Raw genomic sequence first — 24021 nt, 5'->3', positions numbered from 1 at the left:
CCTCCTTTTCTCCGGTCAAACCAGCCGATGTCCGATGCGAATGCCGTCGTCCGCCAGGCGCGGACGGCGTTCGCCGGCAAGTGTCGCCGCCCCCAGCCGCTGCCCGTCCCCGAAGCGCAACGGCGCTGGCGCAGCGGGTATCGAAAGCACGTCGGCGGTGACGGGGCGTGTGGTCGCCGTGCCGACGATCCATCGCACCCGAAGCCTCAGCCCTGCCGGAATCAGCGCGGCGAGCACGTGCTCGACGGCCTGGCCGTGGTTTGCGCGCTCGCGCGCCGTCGCGGGGATGACAACGATGATTTCAGGCGACGGCGGAGCGATGAGCCCGTCGCCCGCTGCTCCGCACAGAGGCGTGCGGTTGAGGACGAGCCGGGCGTTGAGGCGGGGCACGCGCGCCGACGCGCCGCTCAGCATCGCCGGCAGCCGGCTCAGCCCCAGCGCGACCGGGATCAGCCTTTCGGTCGTGTCGACGATGCGGAACGCGCGGGCGCCGAACAGCGCTTCGAGCGTCGCCTGCAGACCCGCCCGGGTCCCGCGACCGAGCAGGATGCCGGGTGCGGCGCCGATCAGGCCGCGCTGCATCGTCGTCGAAAGGCCGGGGTGGAACGGAATTCCGAGCATTTCGGCCAGTGCCTCCAGCGCGGAAGACGGGCTCCGCTGGGCGGACAGCCGTTCGGCCAGCTGGCCGATCCGTTCGTCGAGATCCTGTGTCGTGGCTTCGAGAATGCCGACGAGGCGCCTCAGCGTGCCGTCGCCATCGCCCGACGGCGAACGATAGATTGCGGGCAGGTGATCGACGAGGCTCGGCGCGTCATGAAGCACGGCAAGTTCGGAGAGGCCTGGCGCGCACGCAGCTTCGTTGCGGTGCAGGCTGAGTTCGAGCCAGAGCAGATGCCCCTGCGCCTCGTGCAGCGGAAAGGCGAAGCGCTCGGGCGGACCCTCGGCTGTGGTCGCAGCGCCGGAATAGGTCAGCGTCTTGTCCGACCAGCACGGCCGCAGCAGCGCGTCGATGGCGGCGATCCGCGCCGTTTGGGAGAGCGTCTCGTCCGCGGCCAGCGCGTCGATCGCGGATCGGAGGCCCTCGTCCGCGCTGGCAGCCCAGCGCAGCCGAAGGGTCGCGCCTTCCGGAAGACGCGCCGAGGCTTCGGCCCGAAGCCAGGTGCCGGCAAGCGTATCGGCTTCCATCGCCGGAGTGAGCCAACGACGTCCACCCGCGCCGACCAGAGCGGGGTAGAGGCGGCGGACGCCGCCTGGGAAAAGGGCAAGCATGCCCTTGGCCGAGAGCAGGTACAGGAGCGGATCCGCCTGCCAGCGGCCGCGCACGATCGTGTCGCCATTGGCATCGAGCAGCAGGAAACCGGGCTTCTCGCCCGCGGGCGACTGCCACCGCCCCTGGATCAGCACCTGCGTTCCCGCCCCGGCGAGGCGATCGGGCTGGAACGCCGGATCGATCGCGATCTCGACTGCGGCAGCGCTGCCGTCCCCCGCCAGGCGGCGGAGGCGCGCAGATCCGTAAACGAACAGGTTCGACCCTGCCGCGGCGATCTGCTCGCCGGGTTCGGCAAGCGCCAGGCTGCCGAGGGTGCGGCCATTGGCGCCGCGATGCGTCACGTGATCGGCCCGCAGCTCCCAGACGCCACCACGACCGTCGGCCGCGATGTCGATTACCCCGACAGCATCGAAGCTTGCCAGGTGCTGGAGCGATCCGGGGTCGATCCGGACGAGCGCATCCCCGGTGAGCAACCACGCCGAACGATCATCGGCCACCAGGCGACGCACCGGCCCGAGCCGCGGCCCGGCGCAGTCATCGCGGCGCACCACGCCCTCTTCGTCCAGCCAGAGCAGTCCGCCATCGGCGATCGCGACCACCGGCGCCCCCTCGAGCGCAACATCGGCCGGCGCGCCGTCCGCGGGGCCAAGCGTCAGATCTTCGGGCAGCCCGGTGCTGAGGCAGGCCGCCCATTGCTGCGGCGTCTCGAAACGATAAGCGGGGACGGACGCGGTCATGTCAGCGCCTCCCACTCCACGCCTTCGAGCAGGGGCAGCGCACCGCGGCCGACGGGCACGGTGTCCAAGGCTGCGCCCGCGTTCGAAACCAGAGCGAGCGAACGCACCTCTGCGATGCCCGGCACCCGGCGGACCCAACCGGCGACGGCGGTCGCGTCGACGTCGCGCCCCATCGGCCATGCCGTGGTCGAACCGGGATCGAACCGCTGTGCAAGGTCGGCCTCCACCGCCTCGCGAACGTCGGCCGCGAGGGTGCGCGGTGCGAAGACCGCGTCGATACGGATCCGGAAACGCCGCCAGTCCGGCGCAATCACCGCGAGACGCTCTCCGAAGGCGATGCGCGGCCGCACGGCGCGGTCGACCGCGCGCAGCCAGGCCGCCGTTTCCGTGCCATGGTCCGCGCGTGCGACGACAAGGGTGCGGGTGGCGGGGCTCGCCGGGGTCCGCCGCCCCTTTTCCCACCCTTCCTCGACTTCGATCCGGCCCACTCCGAACTGGGCCGGCAGCCCCGCCACGGCGCCCCGCAGCTGGGCCGACGTTGCGAGCAGCCGGGAGTCGCGCAGCCGGGCGCGCGCCCGCGACAATGCCGCGGCCACATCCTCCCGGTCGGCACCGCCGGCGAAGCCCTCGCGGTTGCGGACGACAGGGATCAAGCCATCGACGCGCCAATCGAGCAGGCTTGCGACGTTGCCGCGACGGCCGCAGCTCAGCCGGAGCGACACCGCGAGCGTCTCATCCAGTGCCGGCTTTCGGCCGTTGACCCCGTTGCCGAACCGCAGCGCGATCCCGCTGCCGTCGGCACGCTCGTCCATCGCATAGCAGGCGTCCGCTGGTCCGCACAGATCGAGCGGCGCCGGATGCCATGCGGCGCCCCCTATTGTGCGCACGCGCAGCGCGGCAGGATCGCTGTCGACGAGGGACCATATGGGCGGTGCCGCAGCGTCACCAGCCGACGGCATCTCATCGCTTCCGAACAGGCCCGCCGGCTCGATCATGACGCTCTGCGCGGGGCGATCGTTGCCGCGCAGGACGAGGGCATCGTCGAACGTGGCGCGCTGCACGACCGGAATGGCGTTGACGTCGATGCGGAGCAGCCTCGGCACCAGCGAGGCGGGCTGGCGCGGGCGAAGCACGATTACGCCGCCATCGAGCCGCGCGGCATCGGCGACTTTGAAGACCATGGCACCGCTGGTCTGCATGTCGTGGCTGCTGTCGAAGACACGAACCAGCGGTCCGAAGCCCGTCAGTTCCGCGTCGATGCCGCCAAGGCCGGTCGCGGCCGCGCCCTTCACGTCCGTTTCAAAGCCGAGGGACAACAGGCATTCGCCCGCAGGCGGCTGTGCGCCCGATTTCAGCGCCAATGCAATCGTCAGCGAAGTCCCGGGGGCCGCGCGCGGCCCGAACGGCTGGAAACCGGCCCCTGCGCGGGCGTTGATCCGGGTCACCTCCGACGACCCGCTGCCCTCTCCAAGGGTGATCTGAACGATCTCGATCGGCAGCAGATCGACGGCGGTGACGGTCTCGACCCGAGGCGCGCGGGCCCGAACGGGAACGGTTCGCCGCCCCGCCGGCAGTGGCAGGCTGACCTCGGGCGGCTCTACCGGGTAGACCACGCCGGATGCGGGTACCGCGCCGCGCGGCACGACGCCGAGCAGGGCGGCCATGGCGAGACGCTCGTCCTTGCGATCCCTTGCCAGCGAATAGACCTGACTGTCGGCAATCCAGGCGAGCAGCTCGACGAGCATGATGCCGGGATCGTGGATGTTGTAGTCGGTCCATTGCGGCGCCAGCGCCGGCAGACGGCTGCGCGCGATCTCGACCAGCCGATCGTAATCGATATCGTCGAGGCGGGACACGAACGGGATCATGCCGCGACCTCCTGCGCCGGACGGACGATGACCGCATCGCGCGACAGGGTTGCGAGCACGTCGGCCGGGAAGCGCTCAGGCAGAGGCTCCGCTTGTGCCCGGTCTCGCCGGTCCAGCGCGATTTCGGAGAGGATCGCGCGATCCGCCAGGCCCGCCAGCGCTGCGGCGATATCCACCTTGCCGGGTCGGGCGCCGAGCGGCCAGCCGGTGCCGGCAAGGCCGCCCGTCGCCGGATCGAACAAGGCAGCGAGTGCGGTCCGGACCTCGGCGGCGAGATCGGCAAATCGGTCGGGATCATCCGGGATCAGCGAGACTGTGACCCCGACCGGAAGCAGCCTCGCCCCCGCCACGGTCAGCCGGCCCGGCGCGGCGAGGCCATAGCTTGCGACCTCGCGCACTGCGGCAGCAATCTCCCGCAAGGTGGCGGGCAGCGGCGGCGGCGCGCTGCGTTCGACGACGACCAGGCGCACGCCTCCGCGCCAGGGCTGGGCCCGTGCCTGCACAAGCTGCGGAAACCGCGCCCGGACGAACTCTTCGATATCGGCGAGGGTGACGATGCGTCCACCGTGGCGGAGCTTGGCAGGGGCGCGGCGGCGTGCCGCGTCGATCCCTTCGACATCGCTGCCGCCGGCCGAAGCGTCCAGCGCCGCCACCTTGTCGACTCCGGCCAGCGGCGAAATGGGTGTCAGCACGTCGCCCGCCGCGACATGGTTGCCGCCCGTTCCGGTCACATGTCGATAGGCGACCGCGACCAGCGGCTTGCCGGCCGGCGGGATTCGCCCCCGCACGCCGTCGCCGAAGCGGATCGTACCCTGTTCGGAATCGAGCGCGAAGATTCGCTCGAAGGGACCGCGATCGCGTACGTCCGGGACCGCCTGCCACCGCACCCAGGGCCCGGGACGACCCTCGATCTGCGGGCTGGTCTCGAGCGACTGCGCCTCCTCTTCTCCCACATCTTCCTGGACGAACAGCTGCAGGCTCGTCTCCTCGACCGACGCGGCGGCCAGCCGGAAGGATTGATCCGGCGCCCCCGACGAGCTGCCGACGCTCTCATTGCGGCGGCTGTCCACCGACAGCGCCATGACGGCATTGGGATGCACTGCGTTGAGCTGGGGCGACCATTGCCCGGCGACACCGAGCCGGAGCCAATGCGCCTCGGTGCCGAACAGGGTCGCCCGATCGGGCGGAGCGGCGACGAACAGCGACACGATCCCCGGCTCGCCGGCCGCGCGCGACGTATCGGTGCCGATCTCGACCGGCTCGAACCGGCCGCCGCGCAGCACATGCGCCGTGAAAGCGCCGGAACCGCCGAGCGGCGCAACATCGAGGAAGAGCGTGATCGGCATCGCTGTCACGGGACGTTCGAAGCCGATCAGCAGCGATCGCTCCGCAGGTGCCGACGGCGGATCCTCGCCCGCAGGACCGGACGGCTCCGGCGCGTCGGGCTGCGCATCTTCCCGGCACAGATCGCATTCGAGGTCGGGCGCCGGTGGTTGCGGGGCCGCCGGCGGGTTCATCGCCTCCCGCACCGGGGTGAAGACCGGGAACGGCAGATCGACGTCGTTGGCGCCGGTCCGCTCGATGATGCCGAGATTGTCTTCGGTGAGGATCGTTTCGGGTCGCGCCGGCTCGGTGACGCAATAGCCCATGCGCAGGGCGATGATGTACGGCGCACGGATGGCGCTAAGATCCCGGGTGACGCTTTGCTGCTGTCCGGCACCTGCCGGAATGGTGGTGACGGTGACGCGCGCTTCGCCATAATCGCCGCCGACCAGGCGGGCACGGATCCACCGGTTCTTGCGTCCCCCCACTTCCGTTTCCTCAAGATCCTTGGGAACCCGGAAGAAGATGCCGCCGTCGGACTGGAGGTTGCCGGTGGTGTCGCCCCATTCGAGCGCCCACCAGGACCGGCCGTTCCAATATTCCCAGGAGAGCGCCGGATTGGACGGCTGGTCCGGCCCGACGAAGGACCAGGGTGCCGGCGCGGTGACGAAGTCGACCGCTTCGTCGAGGCCGATCAGATCATGCGACAGCCGCGCCATCAGAACATTGGGTGAGAACGCCTCCAATGTGAGCAGGCGTCGATCCGTCCCGAGCACCGTCAGCGGTCCTTGCCGCAGCCTCTCCTCGATGGTGGCCGGATCGGCGAATGTCATCGCTTCGAAGGCGCCGGATACGTCTGCGGGCTTGAGCAGCGAGAATGGCAGTGGCGCCTCGGTTTGCGGGAAGGATTCCAGCGCCGTCCAGAAAGCGGTGGCCGGTTCGGCATCTGCATCCGGCTCCTCGAGCGGCGCATCGAAAGTCTTCACCAGATCCCAGATCCCGAAGTCGGATGGAGCGGGAAGGCCCGGATCGGCGGTGAGGATGGTCAGAGCTGTGGTTGCGGCTGGAAATGGGTCCTCCGGACTGATCTGGACGATCGCACGGGGATCCCCTTCCTCCTCCTCCCCGTCGGTGACGCCGGTCCACTTGATCTGGAGGTCGAGTTTCTGGCTGAGGTCGAGAGTCCAGAAGTCGACATGGCCGAGGGGCGACGGCACTCCGGCGAACGGGCGCATTGGCATCAGCCGGCGGAAGCGGCCTCCATCGCTCTGCTCCCAGGCATAGGCCTCGCCATTGCTGCGGTCGGAATTGTCCTCCGGAGTCGCGTACACGCCGCTACGGTTGGGAAAGATGGCTTCGGGGGCCAACGTCAGGCGGGCAGTGACCGCCATTTTGATGACACGGCCGGATCCGGCACGGTGGAGCAGGCCGAGATCGGCACGCGGGATCACCGTTCTCGCGCCGCCGAGCACGAAGGCGCGGCCATCGCCGCCCCCGGCACCGATCTGCTCCGGTTCCTCGACGGTGACGAACTCGACGCCACCCGTTCTCGCCACTGGGATCAGCTGCCGCGGCGTCGTGGTCGCGATCATCGCCGACGGTATGCCCTCGACGACGTTCGACCATTCGAAGGTGATCTCCGCCGGCTCGACATCGGCCTCGTCGACCGGGATCGGGACCGGCGCATCGCCAGATTCGAGCTGGTGAAACACGACCTGCCAGCGGTCTTCGTCTCCGGTCCGATCGAAACCACCGACCATGAACGTGCCGCCGGAATCCGGATGCTCCCAGCAAGCGAGCCGTTCGAGCGGCCAGGTCCGGCCGCTGCTTAGTTCCTGCCACTCCGTATCCGGCCAAGCGCGCCACAAGGTGACCGGCGCATCACTCTCTCCCTCGACCACCAAGGCGGCGCCCGTCGCCTGGATCCGCACCAGCCGCTGGACGGGCGCATCGGTTTCGATCGGGTGCAGGGCATAGCCCTGCTCCGCTACCCTCCCCTCGAGCAGCCCCGTTCCCGCCAGTGCATAAAAGACCGGTGAATCGAGGGGGAAGGCAACGATCGCTCCGACGGCACCGATCGGAGTGGCGGGTTCGATCGAAGTCCATGACACCATGTCGCGCGTCACGTCACTGATAAAGAATGGAAAGACGGCGCGCTCGACGCCGTTTTCACGGCCGACGAACAGATGAACGTGAAAGCCGACCAGCACGGCGGAAATGGCCGCATAAGCCGGAAGCGGATCGCCTTCGCGCGGCAGCGGATCGAGCCGCGCGATCCCGCTGCCGAAGGAGGCGCGGTAGACGAGGCCGTCGGCGCCGACCCCGAACACCTGCAGGATGCCGCCGCCCTCAACGCTGGCTAGGCGCCCGAATTTCGGCCCGCCGAGCGTGATGCAGAGGTCGACTTCGGCGCCCGCCTTTCCGAACACCTCCTTCGAACCGATGTAGAAGCTGTCGAAGATCCGCGGCTCGCGGCCGAACGGGTGGTAAGGCTGGTTGGGCACGATCGGCGTGGTCACCGCGATCGCCTCATAGCCGATCGGCTGGCTGTCTGCGGCGATGCTGCAGCGCTGGCCATGCGGCACGCCGCAGCGGCCGCTGCCGGAAACGCTGATCCGCACCTCCTGCGCGCGCGCGGCGGACGCCGACGGGCCCGGCAAAGCGGCGCGGATCCAGAAGCTCGTCCGTCCGCCGACCTCGCGCTCCTCGGGAGCGCCTTTGGCCTTGGCGAGAGCGAGGCCGGAACCGAGTGTCGTCGCCCGCAGCGGGTGCCAGCCGGCTGCGTCGTCGCCCTCGAGCTTGCCCCACCAGCTCCACGCCGCTTCGGCCGGCAACGACAGGCCGGTGACGCCGATCGTGGCCTCGGCCGCGATGTCGAGCAAGGTCGGATGGCCGAGATACAGAGCATGCGCCTGCCGATTGCGGGCGCCGACGGCAAAGGGTGCGAAGGAAATCACTTCGCTGACCGCGCTGCCGTCGGCGAGGGCAGCGCCGAGCAGAGGTGTCAGCGTCACCAGATCGCCTTCCACCGCGACGACGTCATGCTCGGGAGCGTCGGCTGCGGTGCCGAGCCGCAGGGTCATGCCGGCTTCGAGGCCTAGGGCCGGATCGAGCTGGATCTTGGCCGCTCCGGCACCGACGTCACCGCGGACCATGCGGCGCAGCGGCGCCGATCGCGGCAGCTTTCCCGCGACCACGCTCTTCGCGGCGAGAAAGATGGTATCGTCGGCCGCATCGACCGCAGCGAGAGCCGCGATCCGGTGCTGGACGAGCTCGATGCCGTGCTCGGTCTCGAACACGACCGGTCCATCCGGACCATCGACGCTCAAGCGGGTTCCGGCAGGCGCCAGCAATCCGGCGGTCGCACGTTCGGCGAGTTCGAAGGCGACGGGGAGCTTCGCCGGTCGCGCCGGATCGCGGCCGAGGCCCATCGCCGTGTAGAAATTGTCGGCCTGCTTGTCCGGAACACGGTCCAGCCGGAGCGTCACCTCTTCGCCGATCCGCGCCGCCGCATCGAGGATGGCACGGGTGACTTCGCCCGGTTCGGCGGGTTGTCCGTCGCGGGGCAGCGCGATCCGGGCGCGCCGCAGCATGTCTTCGAGCAGGGCGTGGGCACGCCGTCCGTCGAGCGGCGCGCTCATGGCTGTCCTCCTTCCTTGAAAAAGAAGGGGTAGACCAGATTGTCGATCTGGTTGGTCCGGCGGACCCGGTAGGTGATCGAGACGATCAGCATGCCGCTGGTCGCCTGGAACGGATCGACGTTCACGTCCTGGAGCTCGATCCTGGGCTCGAACAGGGTGAGCGCCTCGCGCACCGCGGCCTCGACTCCGAACAGGGTCGTGGCGCTCATCTCCTCGAACACGAGATCGTGGATGCCGCAGCCGAAGCGGGGGCGCATCACGCGCTCGCCGGGCGCCGTCTCCAGGATGATCCGGATCGCTTCCTTGATGTCGCGCTCGTAGGCGGACAGCGCGACATCGCCGCTGAGCGGATCGGTCGCCACCGGATAGCTCCAGCCGATCCCGAGGAAGTCGCGCTGGCGGCCGGCGTCCATCTCAGCCTCCGATCAGCACGGTGGGATCGCCCACTGCGATCGGGTTGGGGGCGCCGGCTTCGACGATCTGGTCGCCTTGGCGGGCTGCGGGCAGTCCGCCGATCAGCACGGTCGCGCTGCCCAAGGCGACCACGCCGCCGACATGCGGCTTGACCCCGTCGACCAAGGGACAGACGTGAACGTCGGCGCCGGCACGCCAGGCCGGCTTGCCGCCGATCAGCACCGTCGGCGCGCCGGGGCCGGGCGCAAGCGGCGAACCGTGTCCGGTGGGATCGCCGACGCGGGCAGCAGGCTGGCCCATCAGTTGATCCTCACGATGCCGGCGCTGGCGCTGAGCGCGCCGCCGCCCTTGAGCTCCAGGGTCGCCGATGCCTCGACGGTGATCTTTGGCGCCTTGAGGTTCAGCGACTGGGCCGCCTCGATCGTCACCGATCCCGCCTTGGCGTCCATCGTCACTTTGCTCATTCCATCCGACAGGCGGATGCCGTCGTCGTCGATCTCGATCTTCTTGCCGTCGTCGAGCTCGATGGTGATTGCGCCCTTCGCCTTGGCATCGTCGAATTTGAGCACGTGGCCCTTGCGCGTGCGCAGCATCCGTATGTCGTTTTCGCTCGTCGCGGCGCCGTCGGGCGGCGCGTCGGTGCGGCTCCACAACGCCCCGAGCACATAGGGATAGCGGATGTCGTTGCGGTCGAACGCGACCAGCACCTCGTCGCCGACCTCGGGCAGCAGATAGAGGCCGCGGCCGTTGCCGGCCATCGGCGTGACCACCCTGGCCCAGTCGGATTCGAAATCGTCTGCCCGCCACGGCAGCTTCAGCTTGACTCGGCCGAGCTGCTCGGGATCCTGATTGTCGGTCACCGTCCCGGTCGCGACGCCGGCGACGCTGCCGCCCGCCTCGCGATGCGCCTCGAGATCGAAGAGGAGTTCGTTCATGCTGCCGGCCTCTCGATCGAGAACCGGGTTCGGTAGCCGCCGCTGTCATATCGGTGGACGGTCTTGGTGACGTAATAGGTCTTGGAGAATTGCTCGCCGAGACCAACCAAAGCGACGCTGGTATCCGGCAGCAATTCGGGAAAGCCGAGAGTCTCGCCGTCGCCCTTGACCAGATCGTTGGTGCGCTTGGCGAGCGCCGCCGCCGCACGCTGGTCGGCTTCTTCCTTCGATTTCACTGGCAGCCTGAGCTCGAGCACCGTCTCGCGGCCGAACGCGGCGCGCTGGATGTCGCCGCCGGGCTTGCCGCCCTGCCCGTCGGCGGTGGCGACTCCGAGGATCTTTTCTTTCTTGAGCTCGTCCCAGCCGTGCACCTCGACCTTGCTGACCTGATTGCCGAGGTTGATCTCCGGTTTGAAGCTGAGCAGGTCGACGCCCCATTTCAGAGTCGCGAGCGGCGGCTCGATCTCGCTGCGGGGTCTGAAATGAAGCTCGTCACCGCTCTTGCGAGGCCGTGCGAAGAACTCCCATTTCTGCTGCGGTGTCGAGAAGTTCTGGGCGAGCTTGCCGAGGAATTCGAGGTCGGTCTGGAGATTGGAATCGAGCGTCACGTTGCTCGGCGGCGTGCCGCTGAACTTGAGCGAAAAGCCGTTCTGCTGCGCCACGAGGGCGACGGCATCGCGCACGCTCTTGCTCTCGAAGCGATGCTCCTTGGTGCCGAGCGTCATCAGATAGGTGGCGTCGGTTCCGGAGACCTCCACCTCGGGCGCGCCGCCTTCGGCAAAGCCGGTGCCGAGCGCCGTGATGAAGCCGGCAAAGAGCGGCGTCTGCTGCGCCCGGTCGCCGTAGCCCATCCGGATCCACACCCGCGTACCGAGCTTCAGAAGCGGCATCAGCGGCTTGCCGAAGGGGGTGAAGAAGTCGCCGCGTTCGGCGTCGAACGCATGCGGGATGGTGAAGCGGAACTGGCCGGCGACGCTGAGCTGGAGATCCACTTCGACCTGGGTGAAGACGAGGCCATGGCTCAGCCGCATGTCCTGGTCGAACGCGCCGAGATCGATCGACGCGCCGGGGACGTAGAGGCCGGGCGCGGCGCTAGAACGGGCGGTTCGGAGCATCGCTCGCCTCCAGCGGCGGCAGCAGCAGCCAGTCGCCAGGCTGCAGGCTGCGGGGTTCGTCCACGTCGCTCGCTTCGGCGATCACCCGCCAGTGACGGGGATCGCCATATTCCTTGTCGGCAATCAGCCAGATCGATTCGGCGGCGTTGATCTGGCGGCGCTTGGTGCGATCGGTCGATTCGAGCCGAACCTGCGGTGCGTCGCGCGACAAGGGCCGGTATTCACGGAAGGCCACGGAGAGGGTCGCCCGGGCAGGCGTGCCGTCGGGGCGGAACAGGTTCGCCTTGCGCCCGATCTTTTCGATGACGGCATCGAAGCGCAACGGCCCCCAGACGAAACGCACCGGCGGCGGCGCGTGCAGTTCGGGCGCGATGTCGAGCAGCGCGGTGAAGGCGTCGATCCGCTCGCGAACGCTCTTCGGCACCCCGCCGGTCAGGCTGAGCAGATCCTCGAGCGGACCTTCCGGGTCGGTATAATCGTCGAGGAAAAGATCCATCGACAGGGTCTGCGCATCGCCGTTGACGAACTGGATGAGCGGACTGCCGAGGCCCGGCAAGGCCGTCGACTTGTAGGCATTGGCCCGTTCCAGACTGTATTCGGCCGGATTGAACAGTACCTGCAGCCGCTCGCCCTTGCGCGATCCGGCACGTATCTCGACATAAGCCTTGGCGAGCCCCATCCGCCCCTCCTCACATGCCGCGGCGCAGCTTTTCGCTGCGCAGCCGCCGGTCGATCCGGCGCATCACTTCATCGACCATCAGATTGACGTCCGGCGCGGCGGGCACCGTGGCCGCGACCGCGATCGGCCGCGCCGCATCCGCCGACGGGATGAAGCCGGCGGCCGCTGCCGCACCGTCGCGCATGTGCGGCTGCAGCAGCGACACGGCTGTGCCCTCCCCGCCACCGGTCCTGGGGGTCGCCCAGACACGCTCGACAGGGCGCGCACGCGCAACGGAGGGCCTCCCTTCCTGCACAAGCTGCGCCGTTCTGGGGGCGGCAGGTGCGACCAGGGAAAGCGGCATGGACAGAGACCTTCGCGCGCGGGACTGCGGCGATGCCGGCGCGATTGGCGCCTGGCGCGAAATGTTGGCCAGCGAGTGGATCAGGGTTCGTTCGCCGCGTGCGACGACGAGCCGATCCAGCACGAAGGTGGAAGGCCGGACTGACTCGAAAGGCATGCCCGAGGAGCCCGCCTGCGCACTCCTGGGGACGCCGCGTTCTGCCGCATCGGCCCCTTGCAGCCGGCGCTCCGTCGGCGATGATCGGCGCGTCAACGCCGCTGGTGCCCGGAACCCCAACGGGGTCATGGCTGCGCCGGGCGCCAAGCGAACGGCCAATTGCTCGGAATTCCCGACGTTCCGCGCCGCAGCCCGCTCGATCCACACCGGATGCTCCGCGAGGATCGGCGCAAGACCGGCCTGTGCCCTCTGCGGCCTGAAAGATGCGAACAGACGTTCGACCAGCCTGGAAGGCTGAAGACGAGTTGCCCTCGCCGCACCGGCGCTCGGCGCCTGATCTCGGCGCGCCCGCAAGGCGGCAGCCGCGCCCGCATGATGCGAGAATGCAAGGTTGAGGGTCAGCGCGAAGTGCGGTGCGTGGCGGATCAGGGTCGCAGCCCGGTTCGGCTGCCGGCGCGGGCGCCGCCAGAACATCGACAGCGGACGCGTGCGCCCCCGCGCCATCGCCTCGCGGGCGAACACGGTGCGCGCCAGCGGACGGACGATGCCGAGGGGCGGACGAGGCGTCATGCCGCCCGGCTCCCGCGAAGCCCGGGTTTCACCAGGAATCCGTTATGGGCGAGCTCGACCGTCTCCGCGACGATCTGGCCCGACGCTGCGTCGAAATCGGCCACCGACCATTTTACCGGGAAGGCGCCATGGACCAGCCAGCTCCACGCCTCACGATCATTCTCGTCGCGCAGCGAGATGGTGAGCATGCGCCGCAGCACCCGGCCCTCGATGACGAGCTGGTGCCACACCAGCATCTCCGGGTCGGCGAGGCCGCGCTCCAGGATGAGGTTGCCGTAGCTGGTCATCGTCACGAGCTTGTGTTCGTGATCGTTGACCCCGCCCTCCCGGAACGTCTCGACCCGCGTTTCGCGCCCGAGCCCGCGCACCTTGGCGAAGCCCGCGACCCGCACCTGATCGAGCAGAACGACGAAGCGGAATCCCGCATAAGGATCGGTGACCGCCACCTCAGAGCCCCGCAAACGGGTCGGCCGGCGCCCCGCTCTGCAGCCGATTGATTGCCGAGATTTCGCGGCACCAGCGCCGCCGCTCGCCATGCGCCATGGTCATCAGCGTCTCGCTGCTCCAGTGGAAATGCGCGGCGATGAACGCCATCTCCCCGTACAGTTCGGCCACGGGGTAGGCCATCAGGCTTCCCCCAGGACGGGCAGGCCCCCCGCCGTCCGGCCGTTGGCGCGCCCCTGCTCGGGCAGGCCGTCCGGCTCGTCGGCGCTGTTGATCGCTTCGTAGAGGCCCCTCAGATAATCGAGGTCGCAGGCGAAGAGCTGCTCGACCAATTGGGTGTCGATGGTCGGCACGCCGCCGAGCTTCACGATTACCCGGGCGAGGATGATGATGGTGAGATAGGCCGGGTTGGATTGCACCCGCGGGTCGCGCAGCGGCAGGATCTCGTCGGCCGCGGTGGCGAGCCGCATCACGCCGCGGCGGTGCAGAACGCCGGTGTCGTCGATGAAGCCCTTGGGCAGGGTGAATTCGATTTCGGTGCGGAACGCGCCCGATGCGATGCGGTCCATGTCGTCCTCCGCTTAACGGGTGCGCTCGATGCCTTCGTTGACCAGCTCGAGCAGCTCGATGAAGACCTCGTTGCCCTTGCCGTTGAGGTCGCTCGGATCGTATTTGGTCGGCCACGCTTCCGAGACGAGGAAGCTCGCCTTGTCGGCGCCGGATTCGTCGATGACGATGATCTTCACCGACTTGCGATTGTCCTTGATGCCGCCGCCCACGATCTTCTTGTGCCACTCGTAGAGCTCGGTGGAGTCGGTCACGCCCCACTTGAGCGTGATGTTGCCGTATTTGGTGAGCCCGGGCAGCTTGCGGACGTGCGTGGGATCGATGCCCTCGCGATAGTCGACCGCCTCGGTGGTCGTCTCGCCGATCGCCACCTCGCTGAAAAAGCCCTGGGTGACCTGGTCGATTTCCACCCTGAAGCGGAAGTTACGGAGCGGGTCGTTGCGTGCCATATGCGCCTCCTCTTGCAGCCGGTCAGGGCTGCGCTTCGGCCGTGTTCTGGAAGATCCGGAAGATGACGAATTCCGCCGGCCGCACCGGCGCGATGCCGATCTCGCAGATCAGTCGGCCGTTCAGGATATCGTCCTGGGTCATCGTCGAACGGTCGCAGGCGATGAGGAACGCCTCCTCCTCGCTCCGTCCCATCAGCGCGCCGTTGCGCCACTGGGTGCGCAGGAACAGCCGGATCGTGTCCTTGACCCGCTCCCACAATCGTTCGTCATTGGGCTCGAACACCACCCATTGGGTGCCCTCGTAGATGGAGCGCTCGAGGAAGATGAACAGTCGGCGGACGCTGACATATTTCCACAGCGAGTTGGAGCTCAGCGTGCGTGCGCCCCACACCCGGATGCCGCGTCCGGGGAAGCGCCGGATGGCGTTGACGCCGCGCGGATTGAGCACCTCCTGCGTGCCGGTATCGACATAATATTCGAGGTCGACGACGCCGCGCAGAACATCGTTCGCCGGCGCCTTCCAGACCCCGCGATCGATATCGGTGCGGGCGTAGAGGCCGAGCACGTGGCCGCTGGGCGGCACCTGCCGGCGGACCCCGCTTTGCAGATCGGCGACGGCGATCCATGGATAATAGAAGGCGGCATATTGCGTGTCCCAGTCGCTTCGCGGATCGAGCGACGCGGCATTGGCGCTGCCGCGCTCGGGATCGATCACGGCGAAGCGGAAGCGGCTCCGTTCGCAGTGCGAAATCACCTTCGAGACGACGTCGACCGGCGCCGCAGGGGCCGTGACGAGCGCGACCTCGCGATATTCGTCGAGATCGAGCGCGGCGAGGCCGGTCCGCCGCTGGCTGTCCGGATCCTGCCCTTCATATTCCGGAACGCCGGGCGCCGCGCCGGCATCGGCACCACCGGAGAGCGGGGTAAGCGGGGTGACGGGAACGTCGGTGACGTCACCGATCACCGACACCTGGATCAGCGCGGACGCGTCCTGGAGCCGCTTCAGGAAGTAATCCGGCGAAAGCGGGTTGTTCCAGACGAGGTCGTTGAAATCCTCGGTGAGCGTCGGCTTGGGCAGCGTGTCGCTCTGCGTCGGATCGAACGGGTCCGGGAAGCTTCCGCCCGGCGGATCCACCTGCCAATAGGCGATACGCAGACGAAAGCCGATCGGATCCGTACCGGTTCTGGTCGAGCTCTCGTCGATCCGGATGAGGATCCGGTCGCCCCATTTCCCGGCACCCAGAGCCGAGAAGCGCAAGGCGCCGATATCCAGCGACGACGTCTCGGCACCGGGGCCGACGATGCGGCAGACGTAGGCGCGCCGGCCGCCATTTTCGAAGAAGCCGGACAGCGCGTAGGGCATGTATTTGCCCTCGGCGAAGACGCTGCCGAAATGGCGCCGATATTCGTTGTAGCTGGTCACCATCAGCGGACGTGTCCGGCCGCGCTCGGTTTCGCCCAGAAAGGCGGCGGTGCTGGTCGCGACGCCTTCGATCGGGCGTGGTCCACGCTCGATCTCCTCGATGAACACGCCGGGTGCGAGATATTCGGGCATGGGAGCCTCCGTTTCGAAGAAAGAGCGAAAATCAGGCCGCCTTCAGGATCTCGGCCGCAGTCTTCTGCCAGCCGTCGTCCTTGAGCTTGTCGGCGCGCTGCTTCAGCGCCGCGGCATCGTCGGGCCGCAGCTTGTAGGCGGCCTCGGCCTCGCCGAGCTTGTCCGCCGCCTCGGCCCAGCGGGTCAGCAGTGTCTTGCGGTGCTCGGCATAATCGAGCGCGGGATCGAGGAAGAGGCTGCCGTCGTCCCGGTCCTTGCCGAGCTTGAGGCGGCGGCGAAGATCGTTGTCGGGCTTCAGCGCCTCGCGCAGCGCCTCAACATTCTGGGCGATCTCCGCCGGCAGCGGCTTGACCCGCAATTGCAGGTGCTTGGGCGCGACCTCGAACCAGAAGGTGAAGATGGCGAGATCGCGATTTTCGTCATTGTTGATCTCAGCGTTGAGCTTGCGGATCTTGTCGGCATATTCGCCGATCAGGGCCGAAGCCCTGGCACCCGGCTTCGACCAGGCGGCGAAGGCGTCGCTCCACCTCTTGGCCGCGCTCTGCGCCTCCGCCCGGGCGCGCTCGCGCTCGCCGTAGCGGCTGCGAAGCCGATCGCCGAGCTGGCGGCGCTCTTCGAGCAACTGCCGCAGGCGCGCTTTGGGATCGCTGAGATTGGCGGCGATCCAGTCGTCCACCTTGTCCGCCATGTCGCCCGCAGTACGCTCGAAATCGGCGTCGGCCGCCTTGAACTTGGCCCAGACGATCCCATCCGGCGCGACCGCCAGCTTATAGTCGTCGGCCGCTGCCCGGCGCGCCTTCTCCTTGTCCCAGGCGGTCGAGTGAATCTCGATCGTCGCGGATTCGATCGCCTTGCGGGCTTCTGCGATCGCAGCCGCCCTGGCGAGATCCTCGACCTTGTCGTCGCGCGGATCGTCCGCCGCGGGCAGCTGCGGCGGTGCCGCACCGCTTTCGGCAGCCGATGCGGGTGCGGCCCCGCCTTGCCGCGTCGCCGCGCCGCTTCGCCGCGCCGGCGGCGTGTCGTCGCTTCCGGCGGAGGCGAGCTGGCGGCCGTCGTCGACGACGTTCCCCTGCCCTTCGGTCGGATCCGTCCCTTCGTTCTGCTGCGCTGTGTCGGCTTGGATGATCATGTTCCGTCTCCTGTCTGGTTCGGGCGGTGTCGACCGCGCTCAGGGCGGATCCTCGCCGAGATCCGCCCAGACGAGCGGGGCCGGCAGCCGATGCAGCCGGTCCCGGCGCAGCGGCAGCAGCGGCGAGAATCTGACGTCGGCGCCACGCGCGATCCTCAGCCAGCCCACCAGGCCGCCCTCGGGGCCCGGCGAGGCGGCGGCGGGCGTCGCCAGGCCGATGTCGCCGGCGACGACGACGAAGCCGCCGCGAAGGTCGGTTCGGCCCTGGTAGGAGCCCGCGATCACCGCCGCCGATCCGGCTTCGCGAAGCTCGATCCGGATCTCGGCCCCGGCGACCGGCGCGCGGCCGACGCCATCCCCGATCAGCATGCCGGCCGCGGCGAGCGCCCCCGCAGGCGGCTCGTAGAGTCCGGTCGGCTCGAGCGTGATGCGGTGGATGAGGCCGGCGCCGTCGTCGCCCGGAGCCCGCTCGGGCGTCGTCCACGCGGTTTCGAACGGCGCAAAGGCGCCGCTGCGCGAGACCCCGCGCACGACGAGATCGCGCGGCGCCGGTGGATCGACGTCGTTCCAGACGAGCCGGCCATTGGAGGCGATCCGGGGCGGACGAAAGCCGGCGAGGGTCACCGCCATGTCGGCACCGGCGAACCGGCCGGTGATCGGATCGACCAAGTCCAGGGCGAACATGGCGCGGCGCTTGATCGAGTCCGGGCTGGGCAGGTCGAGCGCGGTCATGCCGCCTCCTTCCGACCGACGATGGCCTCGTCATCGGTGACCGGCGGGATCGGTTCGGCCGGCGCGCGCGGATCGATCCACACCGGCGAGGCGCGGAAGGCGAAGGACGATCTGCAATTCTCGTTCGGGAACAGGCCCCAGATGCGCGACATCTCGTCGGTGGTGAGCGGCAGCAGCGACAGCCACACCGCGCTCTGCCCGCCGGCAGGCACTGCGAGCGGCGACGCGGCCTCGATCGCCCGGATCGAGTCACCGAGCATCGCGAGGCCTTGGGCGATGGCGGAGCTGGTCTGTGCGCCGAGGCTCAGCAGATAATGGAGCTCCAGCGGCACCGCCGGCGCCATCGATTGCGGCGCATCGCCCAGATTGGGAAAGGGCCGGATTCGCTCGGCGTTGCGCAATTCCGGTGCCGGCGTGATCAGATACAGGAACAGGACGAGGTCCGCCGAGCCGCCGCCATTGGGCGGCCCGACGACGATGTTGAAGGCGCCCGGCGGTACGCCTGGAGCATTGCGCAGCGACGCCTTGATGGCATCCACGATGGCAGCGGTGACGAGATCGATCGCCATCACGCGGCCTCCGCCCGGTGCGCTTGGGCGATCGCGTCGAGCCGCGGCAGCTCCGAATAGGAACCGAGCCGGACGAGCATGGCGCGGGCGCCCTCGAGCACGTGCGCGAACGAGATATGCTCGCCGCTCTCGGCCGCGAGCATGGCGGCGTGCAGCCCCATCAGCCGGATCGTGCCGCCGGTGACGTCGAGCGCGGCCGCGACCTGCTTCAGATCGAAGAAGCCGGTGCGAAGCCGCTCCGGAACCGACTGTTCCCAGATGGCGTGGCGGGCGGCGACGTCCGGACGCGGGAAATCGACCCGGAAGCGCAGCCGCCGCGTGAACGCAGCGTCGATATTCTCGGGATGGTTGGTGGTGAGAATGGCGAGGCCGGGAAAGAGCTGCATGCGCTGCAGCAGATAGGCGACTTCGATGTTGGCGTAGCGATCATGGGCGTCGCCGACGTTGCTGCGCTTGCCGAACAGGGCGTCGGCCTCGTCGAACAGCAAGACGGCGCCGGCGCGCTCGGCATCGTCGAAGATGACGTCGAGATTCTTCTCCGTCTCGCCGATATATTTGGAGACGATGTTGGCGAGATCGATCGCGTAGAGATCCGCCCCGAGCTCGGAAGCGAGCGCATGCGCCGCCATCGTCTTACCGGTGCCGCTCTCGCCGGTGAACAAGGCGGCGATCCCGGCGGCATCGACGAGCGCACGGAAGCCCCAATCGTCGAGCACCGTCGATGCACAGCGGACGTGCCGGAGCACCGCGCGAAGCTGCTCATGCTGATCGGGCGGCAGCACGACGTCGGTGAGGCAGGGAAAGCCCGACGGCCGTTCGCCCTCGCCGGACGTGCAGGATTGAGGTTCGATGCGGCGGGCGAGGCTCGGCGCGCTGGCGCCTGCGGCACGGCGAAAGCCACTGAGCCAATCGTCGTCGTCGGGGACGCCGGACCGGCCCTTTCCGGCGGCAGAGGCCCGTGCCAGCGCACCCGCGTCAGCCATCTGCACCGGTCCGATACGGAAGCGGTCGGAAAGGCTGTCGACGAGCCCGCCTGCAGCCTCGTCACGATCGTCTTCGTCCTCCTCAATTCCCAGGATCGCAGCCACCGCGGCCCGGCGGTCCGCAGCCGTCGGCGGCGGCAGCATCGCGATTGCGAGATCGCCGCGCACCGCCGCCCCGAGCAGCTGCGCCGGATTGGGCGCGATCGCGTAAGGCGGCGCATCGGCAAGGTCGAGCAATGGCAGCAAGGCTTGCCACAAGCCCATGCCGCCCGGCCCACGCAGATCGACGACGAGCCGGCGTCCGGTGAGGTTGGCGGTCGCCACGTGCAGCGCCAGCGTCCGCTCGATCGCGTCTGCGGCGGGCAGCGACTCCGGCGCTGCGATCCGCACCTCCACGCCGGCCAGCGCGCCGGCATCGGCTTCCAGCCAGCCCGGGACCGATCCCGCGAGAAGAACCGCCGCCACTTGGTCGATCCCGCCATGCGCCTGGATCGCGCGCCGCTCGACAAGCCGGATGGTTCGCCGGCGGCCGGTCGGCACGAGGTCGACCGCGTCTGCCGGGAAGCCCTGAAGGAGGCGCAGTTCATCCTGCAGGATCAGGCTTTCGTCCTGCGCATTGAGCAGCCAGTCGACGACGCGGGGTTCCAGGCGCAGCGGTTCGTCCGCGTTCACCGCACCCGAAGCAAGGGTGGCGATCACCCCGCTCTGCCCGAGCAGTCTGTTGCCGGCGATGGCACTCCGAACCGAGAGCGGAGTCGCTCCCTCTTGCGAAGCGGCAATGATCGCGCAGGCGAGACCGAGCGAGGGATAACGGCGCCCGAAATCGTCCTGAAGAACGCCGAACAATCGGTGGAACCGAACGTCGAAATCGCTGGCGGCGACGATCAGGTGCAGCTTCAGCGCGATGTCGTCGTCGCCGAGCAGACGGGCGAGGCGTACCAGCGGGGTCTGGCTCTTCTGCTCCTCCACCAGTCGCTGCCGGAATCGGTCGAATGCCCGATCGGCCGTGTCGCTGCGCCGGCTGGCGATGCCGGCGATCGCGGTCCACCAGCGCTGCAGCGAATCCCAGCTGACGACGAAGCCCGGCGACTCGCTCGGCTTGCCGAGCCACATCTCCATCAACGCCCGCGTTGCGGCCTCGACCCAGGTGAGAGCCGCGCCGAGGCTGCCCGCCACCTCGCTCTCTGTAGCGGGGCCGGTAGGCACCGGCAGGTTCCGCCGCGCGCGCTCGCGGCGGCGCGACGGCGGCAGATGGGCGCGATAGTTGCGGGTGACGCCGACCCGCTTGCTGTCGGTGTCCGCCGCCTCGTCGAGCAGCGAGCGGATCACCACCAGCAATTCGGCGAAATTGGAGTCCTGTACCGCAAGCTGGGCGGTGCCCTGCTCGATCGAGACGGTGACGATGTGCAGGCTGGGGCGAAGCCCGCGAAGTTCGCGGGCTGCGGCCTGGACCTCGGTCTCGCGGCCGATCAGCAGCGCAACCGCGAGTTCCTCCCGCTGGAGCAGCAGCTTGGCTTCGGCCAGGCGCACCGGCCGGGCGGTCGCCAGCGCAAGATCGGGCGCGTCGTCGAGCGTCTCGAAGAGCAGGTCGATCGGATCGCCCTCCCCCACCTTGACGATCAGCAGCGTCCGACTCTCCGGCATCCGCGCACCACCCTCCAGGCGGCCAAGGGTAAGCCGGCGCGACCGCCGTGCCATCGATCGCGACGATCTATCCGGGATCTAGACAATGCGATGCACGGGCCGCGGCCCGCCCCCTTTGATCTCCTCCTTTCGATCTAGATCGTCGGATCGGGCCGACGACGCCGCGCTGGCATCCCTGCCGTGGCTCTGTAGAAGGACGGCGCAGACAATCAGGGACGACACATTGCCAAATCCCCCTCCTGCCGAGCCCGGTACCGAGGATCCTGCGGAGGCGCTCGATGCGCTGGTTGCAATCATGCGGCGCCTGCGCGATCCGGAAACCGGCTGTGCCTGGGACCGCGAACAGACGTTCGAAACGATCGCGCCCTATACGATCGAGGAAGCCTATGAGGTCGCCGATGCGATCGCACGCGGCGACCTGGCCGACCTCAAGGACGAGCTCGGCGACCTGCAGCTTCAGGTCGTCTATCACAGCCGCATCGCCGAGGAACGCGGCGCGTTCGCGATCGACGACGTCATTCGCGCCATCAGTGCGAAGATGATCCGGCGCCACCCCCACATCTTCGGCGACGCGGCCGAGAGCCCCGGCTGGGAAACGCTCAAGGCCGCCGAGCGCGGTCATCACGAGGATCGCAGCGCTCTGGCCGGAGTCGCGCTCGCGCTGCCGGCGCTGAAGCGTGCCGCCAAGATCCAGGCGCGCGCCGCCCGGGTCGGCTTCGACTGGCCGGACGTGTCCGGTCCGCGCGCCAAGATCGACGAGGAGATTGCCGAGATCGAGGCCGCGGCCACCGATGCGGAGCGCACGGCCGAGCTCGGTGACCTGCTATTCTCCGTGGTGAACTACGCCCGCCATCTCGGGATCGATCCCGAAGCGGCCTTGCGAGGGGCCACGGCGCGCTTCGAGTCTCGCTTCCGAAAGGTCGAAGAGATCGCCGACAAGCCGCTGAAAGATATGGACATCGATGCGCTGGAAGCGCTCTGGCAGGAGGCCAAGCGGACGCTTGGATCTCCTGCCGCGGGTTAGGCGGTCTCGCCCTGCCGCGCCTGGAAGCGCGCCCAGTCCGCATCCGAGAGCCGAACCTCGTAGAGCGTAGACAGATCCTCGCTCTGCTGCCCGACGACTTCGCCGTTGGCGTAGAGCCAGGCGATCGCTTCGCCGTCGGTGGCGTCCAGGCGGATCTGCCGCACCGTCGCCCCCTTGCGCAGATGCTCGCCGGCGCAGGCAAGAAGGCGATCGACGCCTTCGCCGCTCAGCGCCGAGATGACCATCACGTCCTCGCGGCGCGCCGCTTCTGCGCGGACACGCTCGACATCGTCCGGTCCCAGAATGTCGATCTTGTTCCAGGCCTCGATCAACGGTGCGCCGCCCTCTTCACGCCGGGCGCCAATCTCGGTCAGCACGCGCTCGACGTCATCGCGCTGCGCATCGCTATCGTGGTGCGAGATGTCGCGGACGTGGATGATGAGGTCGGCCGAAATGACCTCCTCGAGCGTGGCGCGGAAGGCCGCCACCAGCTGAGTCGGAAGCTCCGAGATGAACCCCACGGTGTCGCTGAGGATCGCCTTGTCGAAACCGGGCAGCGGGATTTCCCGCATCGTCGGATCGAGCGTCGCGAACAGCAGATTCTCGGCCATGACGTCGGCCTTGGTGACCCGGTTGAACAGGGTCGACTTGCCGGCATTGGTGTAGCCGACCAGGGCGATCACCGGCCACGGCGCCCGCTGCCGCCGGGCCCGGTGCAGGTTGCGGGTCCGTGTGACCTGCTCCAGCTCCTTGCGAAGCTTGGCCATGCGATCGCGGATCAGCCGGCGATCGGCCTCGATCTGGGTCTCTCCCGGGCCGCCGAGGAAGCCGAAACCGCCCCGCTGGCGTTCGAGATGGGTCCAGCTTCGCACCAGACGTCCCGCCTGGTAGTCGAGGTGGGCGAGTTCCACCTGCAGCCGGCCTTCCGCGGTTGCGGCACGCTCCCCGAAGATTTCGAGGATGAGGCCGGTTCGGTCGATCACCTTCGCCTTGGCGCCGGTCTCCAGATTCTTCTGCTGGATGGGCGTGATCGGGGCGTCGACGATCAGCAACTCGGCCTCATGGCCTTCGAGCACCTCGGCAATGCGTTCCACCTGCCCCTTGCCGAACAAGGTGGCCGGACGGGGCGCCCGAATCTTGAAGTGGATCTTCTCGACCACTTCGATGCCGATCGCCTCGGCGAGGCCCGCCGCCTCATCGAGACGGGCTTCGACGTCGCGCGGATTATCGTTTCCGCCGAGATCCGGCAGAGCGACGACGGCACGGGCGCCGCGGGCGAATTCCGCGTCGGTTTCGCGATTGAAGACGCTCAGGCTGCCGACTCCTCGTCTTCGTGGTCCATGAAACTCACCGGCCGCTCGGGCTGAACGGTGGAGACGGCATGCTTGTAGACGAGCTGGCTGAGGCCATCGCGCTCGAGCAACATGCAGAACAGATCGAAGGCGATGATCTCGCCTTGCAGCATCACGCCATTGACCAGGAACATCGTTACGGGTTCGCCGGAGCGGCGAACCGCGCCGAGAAACACTTCCTGAAGCAGGGTCGGCTTTCGCTTCTCCATCTGCTCGTCGAACGCGCGCTCGATCTCCTCGAGATTGAGCGGCTGTGCCGGCATGATCGTCGAGATGGCGTGCTTGTAGACGAGCTGCGCCTGCCCGTCCCGGCGCAACAGCACCGAGAAATTGTCGAACCAGGTGATGATGCCCTGAAGCTTGACCCCCTTCACCAGGAACATGGTGACCGGAGTCTTGGCGCGCCGGAGGCTGTTGAGGAACATGTCCTGGAGGTTATTGACCTTGTCGGCCATTCCCTTTTCTCCTTATTGGCGGGATGTCGGTCCCGCATGTGATCCTGCCGAAGGCAGCAAAAACATA

Annotated in this window: 21 protein-coding genes; 1 reads left to right on the top strand and 20 read right to left on the bottom strand. The window is 68.5% G+C overall.

Annotated elements, in window-relative coordinates; all coding sequences use genetic code 11:
• Window positions 1-15 precede the first annotated feature (15 nt).
• The 18 genes from ETR14_RS24375 to ETR14_RS24290 are packed head-to-tail and all read right to left on the bottom strand — an operon-like array spanning window position 16 to window position 21123.
• Entirely contained in the window at window positions 16-2007 is a 1992-nt protein-coding gene (locus ETR14_RS24375; protein WP_129390197.1) for a phage tail protein, read from the bottom strand.
• Window positions 2004-3875 (bottom strand): baseplate J/gp47 family protein, encoded by a 1872-nt coding sequence (locus tag ETR14_RS24370; protein WP_129390195.1) that lies wholly within the window; start codon window positions 3873-3875, stop codon window positions 2004-2006. Before ETR14_RS24370 ends, ETR14_RS24375 begins: the two co-directional genes overlap by 4 nt.
• Window positions 3872-8839 carry a baseplate J/gp47 family protein gene (locus ETR14_RS24365; RefSeq protein ID WP_129390193.1) on the bottom strand — a complete coding sequence of 1656 codons (4968 nt, stop codon included), beginning with the start codon at window positions 8837-8839 and terminating at the stop codon, window positions 3872-3874. Before ETR14_RS24365 ends, ETR14_RS24370 begins: the two co-directional genes overlap by 4 nt.
• Window positions 8836-9252 (bottom strand): GPW/gp25 family protein, encoded by a 417-nt coding sequence (locus ETR14_RS24360; protein WP_129390190.1) that lies wholly within the window; start codon window positions 9250-9252, stop codon window positions 8836-8838. The genes ETR14_RS24365 and ETR14_RS24360 overlap by 4 nt, the downstream gene beginning before the upstream one ends.
• Before the next feature lies 1 nt (window position 9253).
• Window positions 9254-9553, bottom strand: coding sequence for a PAAR domain-containing protein (locus tag ETR14_RS24355; RefSeq protein WP_129390187.1), 300 nt, complete (start codon window positions 9551-9553; stop codon window positions 9254-9256).
• A complete protein-coding gene (locus ETR14_RS24350; protein ID WP_129390184.1) occupies window positions 9553-10188 on the bottom strand; it encodes a phage baseplate assembly protein V in 636 nt (211 codons plus the stop codon). The genes ETR14_RS24355 and ETR14_RS24350 overlap by 1 nt, the downstream gene beginning before the upstream one ends.
• Window positions 10185-11303: a phage late control D family protein gene (locus ETR14_RS24345; RefSeq protein WP_129390181.1), complete on the bottom strand. Its 1119-nt coding sequence runs from the start codon at window positions 11301-11303 to the stop codon at window positions 10185-10187. Before ETR14_RS24345 ends, ETR14_RS24350 begins: the two co-directional genes overlap by 4 nt.
• Window positions 11281-11982: a LysM peptidoglycan-binding domain-containing protein gene (locus ETR14_RS24340; RefSeq protein ID WP_129390178.1), complete on the bottom strand. Its 702-nt coding sequence runs from the start codon at window positions 11980-11982 to the stop codon at window positions 11281-11283. Before ETR14_RS24340 ends, ETR14_RS24345 begins: the two co-directional genes overlap by 23 nt.
• 10 nt (window positions 11983-11992) lie before the next feature.
• Window positions 11993-13051, bottom strand: coding sequence for a hypothetical protein (locus tag ETR14_RS24335; RefSeq protein WP_129390175.1), 1059 nt, complete (start codon window positions 13049-13051; stop codon window positions 11993-11995).
• Window positions 13048-13497, bottom strand: coding sequence for a phage tail protein (locus tag ETR14_RS24330; RefSeq protein WP_129390172.1), 450 nt, complete (start codon window positions 13495-13497; stop codon window positions 13048-13050). Before ETR14_RS24330 ends, ETR14_RS24335 begins: the two co-directional genes overlap by 4 nt.
• A gap of 1 nt (window position 13498) precedes the next feature.
• Window positions 13499-13678, bottom strand: coding sequence for a DUF6760 family protein (locus ETR14_RS24325; RefSeq protein WP_129390169.1), 180 nt, complete (start codon window positions 13676-13678; stop codon window positions 13499-13501).
• The gene (locus ETR14_RS24320) at window positions 13678-14064 is read right to left on the bottom strand and encodes a hypothetical protein (protein WP_129390166.1); all 387 of its coding nucleotides are present in this window, start codon (window positions 14062-14064) and stop codon (window positions 13678-13680) included. Before ETR14_RS24320 ends, ETR14_RS24325 begins: the two co-directional genes overlap by 1 nt.
• 12 nt (window positions 14065-14076) lie before the next feature.
• Window positions 14077-14511, bottom strand: coding sequence for a phage tail protein (locus ETR14_RS24315; RefSeq protein ID WP_129390163.1), 435 nt, complete (start codon window positions 14509-14511; stop codon window positions 14077-14079).
• A 22-nt stretch (window positions 14512-14533) separates the two neighbouring features.
• Entirely contained in the window at window positions 14534-16066 is a 1533-nt protein-coding gene (locus tag ETR14_RS24310; protein ID WP_129390161.1) for a phage tail sheath family protein, read from the bottom strand.
• A gap of 31 nt (window positions 16067-16097) precedes the next feature.
• The gene (locus tag ETR14_RS24305) at window positions 16098-17195 is read right to left on the bottom strand and encodes a hypothetical protein (RefSeq protein WP_129390158.1); all 1098 of its coding nucleotides are present in this window, start codon (window positions 17193-17195) and stop codon (window positions 16098-16100) included.
• A gap of 39 nt (window positions 17196-17234) precedes the next feature.
• On the bottom strand, window positions 17235-17927 hold the full coding sequence (locus ETR14_RS24300) for a hypothetical protein (RefSeq protein WP_129390155.1): 693 nt from the start codon (window positions 17925-17927) through the stop codon (window positions 17235-17237).
• Window positions 17924-18496 carry a Pvc16 family protein gene (locus ETR14_RS24295; protein ID WP_129390152.1) on the bottom strand — a complete coding sequence of 191 codons (573 nt, stop codon included), beginning with the start codon at window positions 18494-18496 and terminating at the stop codon, window positions 17924-17926. The genes ETR14_RS24300 and ETR14_RS24295 overlap by 4 nt, the downstream gene beginning before the upstream one ends.
• A complete protein-coding gene (locus ETR14_RS24290; protein WP_165356602.1) occupies window positions 18496-21123 on the bottom strand; it encodes an ATP-binding protein in 2628 nt (875 codons plus the stop codon). Before ETR14_RS24290 ends, ETR14_RS24295 begins: the two co-directional genes overlap by 1 nt.
• 295 nt (window positions 21124-21418) lie before the next feature.
• Here ETR14_RS24290 and mazG point away from each other — a divergent pair, with 295 nt between their 5' ends.
• Entirely contained in the window at window positions 21419-22147 is a 729-nt protein-coding gene (gene mazG / locus ETR14_RS24285) for a nucleoside triphosphate pyrophosphohydrolase (RefSeq protein WP_243455954.1), read from the top strand.
• Here mazG and hflX read toward each other — a convergent pair.
• Together hflX and hfq are read right to left on the bottom strand one after the other, a co-directional pair.
• On the bottom strand, window positions 22144-23460 hold the full coding sequence (hflX, locus tag ETR14_RS24280) for a GTPase HflX (protein WP_129390143.1): 1317 nt from the start codon (window positions 23458-23460) through the stop codon (window positions 22144-22146). The two genes, mazG and hflX, sit on opposite strands and share 4 nt — an antisense overlap.
• Complete coding sequence (hfq, locus tag ETR14_RS24275; RefSeq protein ID WP_129390141.1) at window positions 23457-23954, bottom strand: RNA chaperone Hfq; 498 nt, start codon at window positions 23952-23954, stop codon at window positions 23457-23459. Before hfq ends, hflX begins: the two co-directional genes overlap by 4 nt.
• Window positions 23955-24021: the final 67 nt, after the last annotated feature.

Source organism: Sphingosinicella sp. BN140058, from assembly GCF_004135585.1.
Taxonomy (GTDB): domain Bacteria; phylum Pseudomonadota; class Alphaproteobacteria; order Sphingomonadales; family Sphingomonadaceae; genus Allosphingosinicella.
The sequence above is the reverse complement of the archived record's forward strand: the minus strand, read 5'-3'. Positions and strand labels throughout refer to the sequence as shown.

Excerpts from the sequence above, each read along its gene's own strand:
- ETR14_RS24375 (WP_129390197.1), bottom strand. The coding sequence starts at position 2,007 with ATGACCGCGTCCGTCCCCGCTTATCGTTTCGAGACGCCGCAGCAATGG.
- ETR14_RS24370 (WP_129390195.1), bottom strand. The coding sequence starts at position 3,875 with ATGATCCCGTTCGTGTCCCGCCTCGACGATATCGATTACGATCGGCTG.
- ETR14_RS24365 (WP_129390193.1), bottom strand. The coding sequence starts at position 8,839 with ATGAGCGCGCCGCTCGACGGACGGCGTGCCCACGCCCTGCTCGAAGAC.
- ETR14_RS24360 (WP_129390190.1), bottom strand. The coding sequence starts at position 9,252 with ATGGACGCCGGCCGCCAGCGCGACTTCCTCGGGATCGGCTGGAGCTAT.
- ETR14_RS24355 (WP_129390187.1), bottom strand. The coding sequence starts at position 9,553 with ATGGGCCAGCCTGCTGCCCGCGTCGGCGATCCCACCGGACACGGTTCG.
- ETR14_RS24350 (WP_129390184.1), bottom strand. The coding sequence starts at position 10,188 with ATGAACGAACTCCTCTTCGATCTCGAGGCGCATCGCGAGGCGGGCGGC.
- ETR14_RS24345 (WP_129390181.1), bottom strand. The coding sequence starts at position 11,303 with ATGCTCCGAACCGCCCGTTCTAGCGCCGCGCCCGGCCTCTACGTCCCC.
- ETR14_RS24340 (WP_129390178.1), bottom strand. The coding sequence starts at position 11,982 with ATGGGGCTCGCCAAGGCTTATGTCGAGATACGTGCCGGATCGCGCAAG.
- ETR14_RS24335 (WP_129390175.1), bottom strand. The coding sequence starts at position 13,051 with ATGACGCCTCGTCCGCCCCTCGGCATCGTCCGTCCGCTGGCGCGCACC.
- ETR14_RS24325 (WP_129390169.1), bottom strand. The coding sequence starts at position 13,678 with ATGGCCTACCCCGTGGCCGAACTGTACGGGGAGATGGCGTTCATCGCC.
- ETR14_RS24320 (WP_129390166.1), bottom strand. The coding sequence starts at position 14,064 with ATGGACCGCATCGCATCGGGCGCGTTCCGCACCGAAATCGAATTCACC.
- ETR14_RS24315 (WP_129390163.1), bottom strand. The coding sequence starts at position 14,511 with ATGGCACGCAACGACCCGCTCCGTAACTTCCGCTTCAGGGTGGAAATC.
- ETR14_RS24310 (WP_129390161.1), bottom strand. The coding sequence starts at position 16,066 with ATGCCCGAATATCTCGCACCCGGCGTGTTCATCGAGGAGATCGAGCGT.
- ETR14_RS24305 (WP_129390158.1), bottom strand. The coding sequence starts at position 17,195 with ATGATCATCCAAGCCGACACAGCGCAGCAGAACGAAGGGACGGATCCG.
- ETR14_RS24300 (WP_129390155.1), bottom strand. The coding sequence starts at position 17,927 with ATGACCGCGCTCGACCTGCCCAGCCCGGACTCGATCAAGCGCCGCGCC.
- ETR14_RS24295 (WP_129390152.1), bottom strand. The coding sequence starts at position 18,496 with ATGGCGATCGATCTCGTCACCGCTGCCATCGTGGATGCCATCAAGGCG.
- ETR14_RS24290 (WP_165356602.1), bottom strand. The coding sequence starts at position 21,123 with ATGCCGGAGAGTCGGACGCTGCTGATCGTCAAGGTGGGGGAGGGCGAT.
- mazG (WP_243455954.1), top strand. The coding sequence starts at position 21,419 with ATGCGGCGCCTGCGCGATCCGGAAACCGGCTGTGCCTGGGACCGCGAA.
- hfq (WP_129390141.1), bottom strand. The coding sequence starts at position 23,954 with ATGGCCGACAAGGTCAATAACCTCCAGGACATGTTCCTCAACAGCCTC.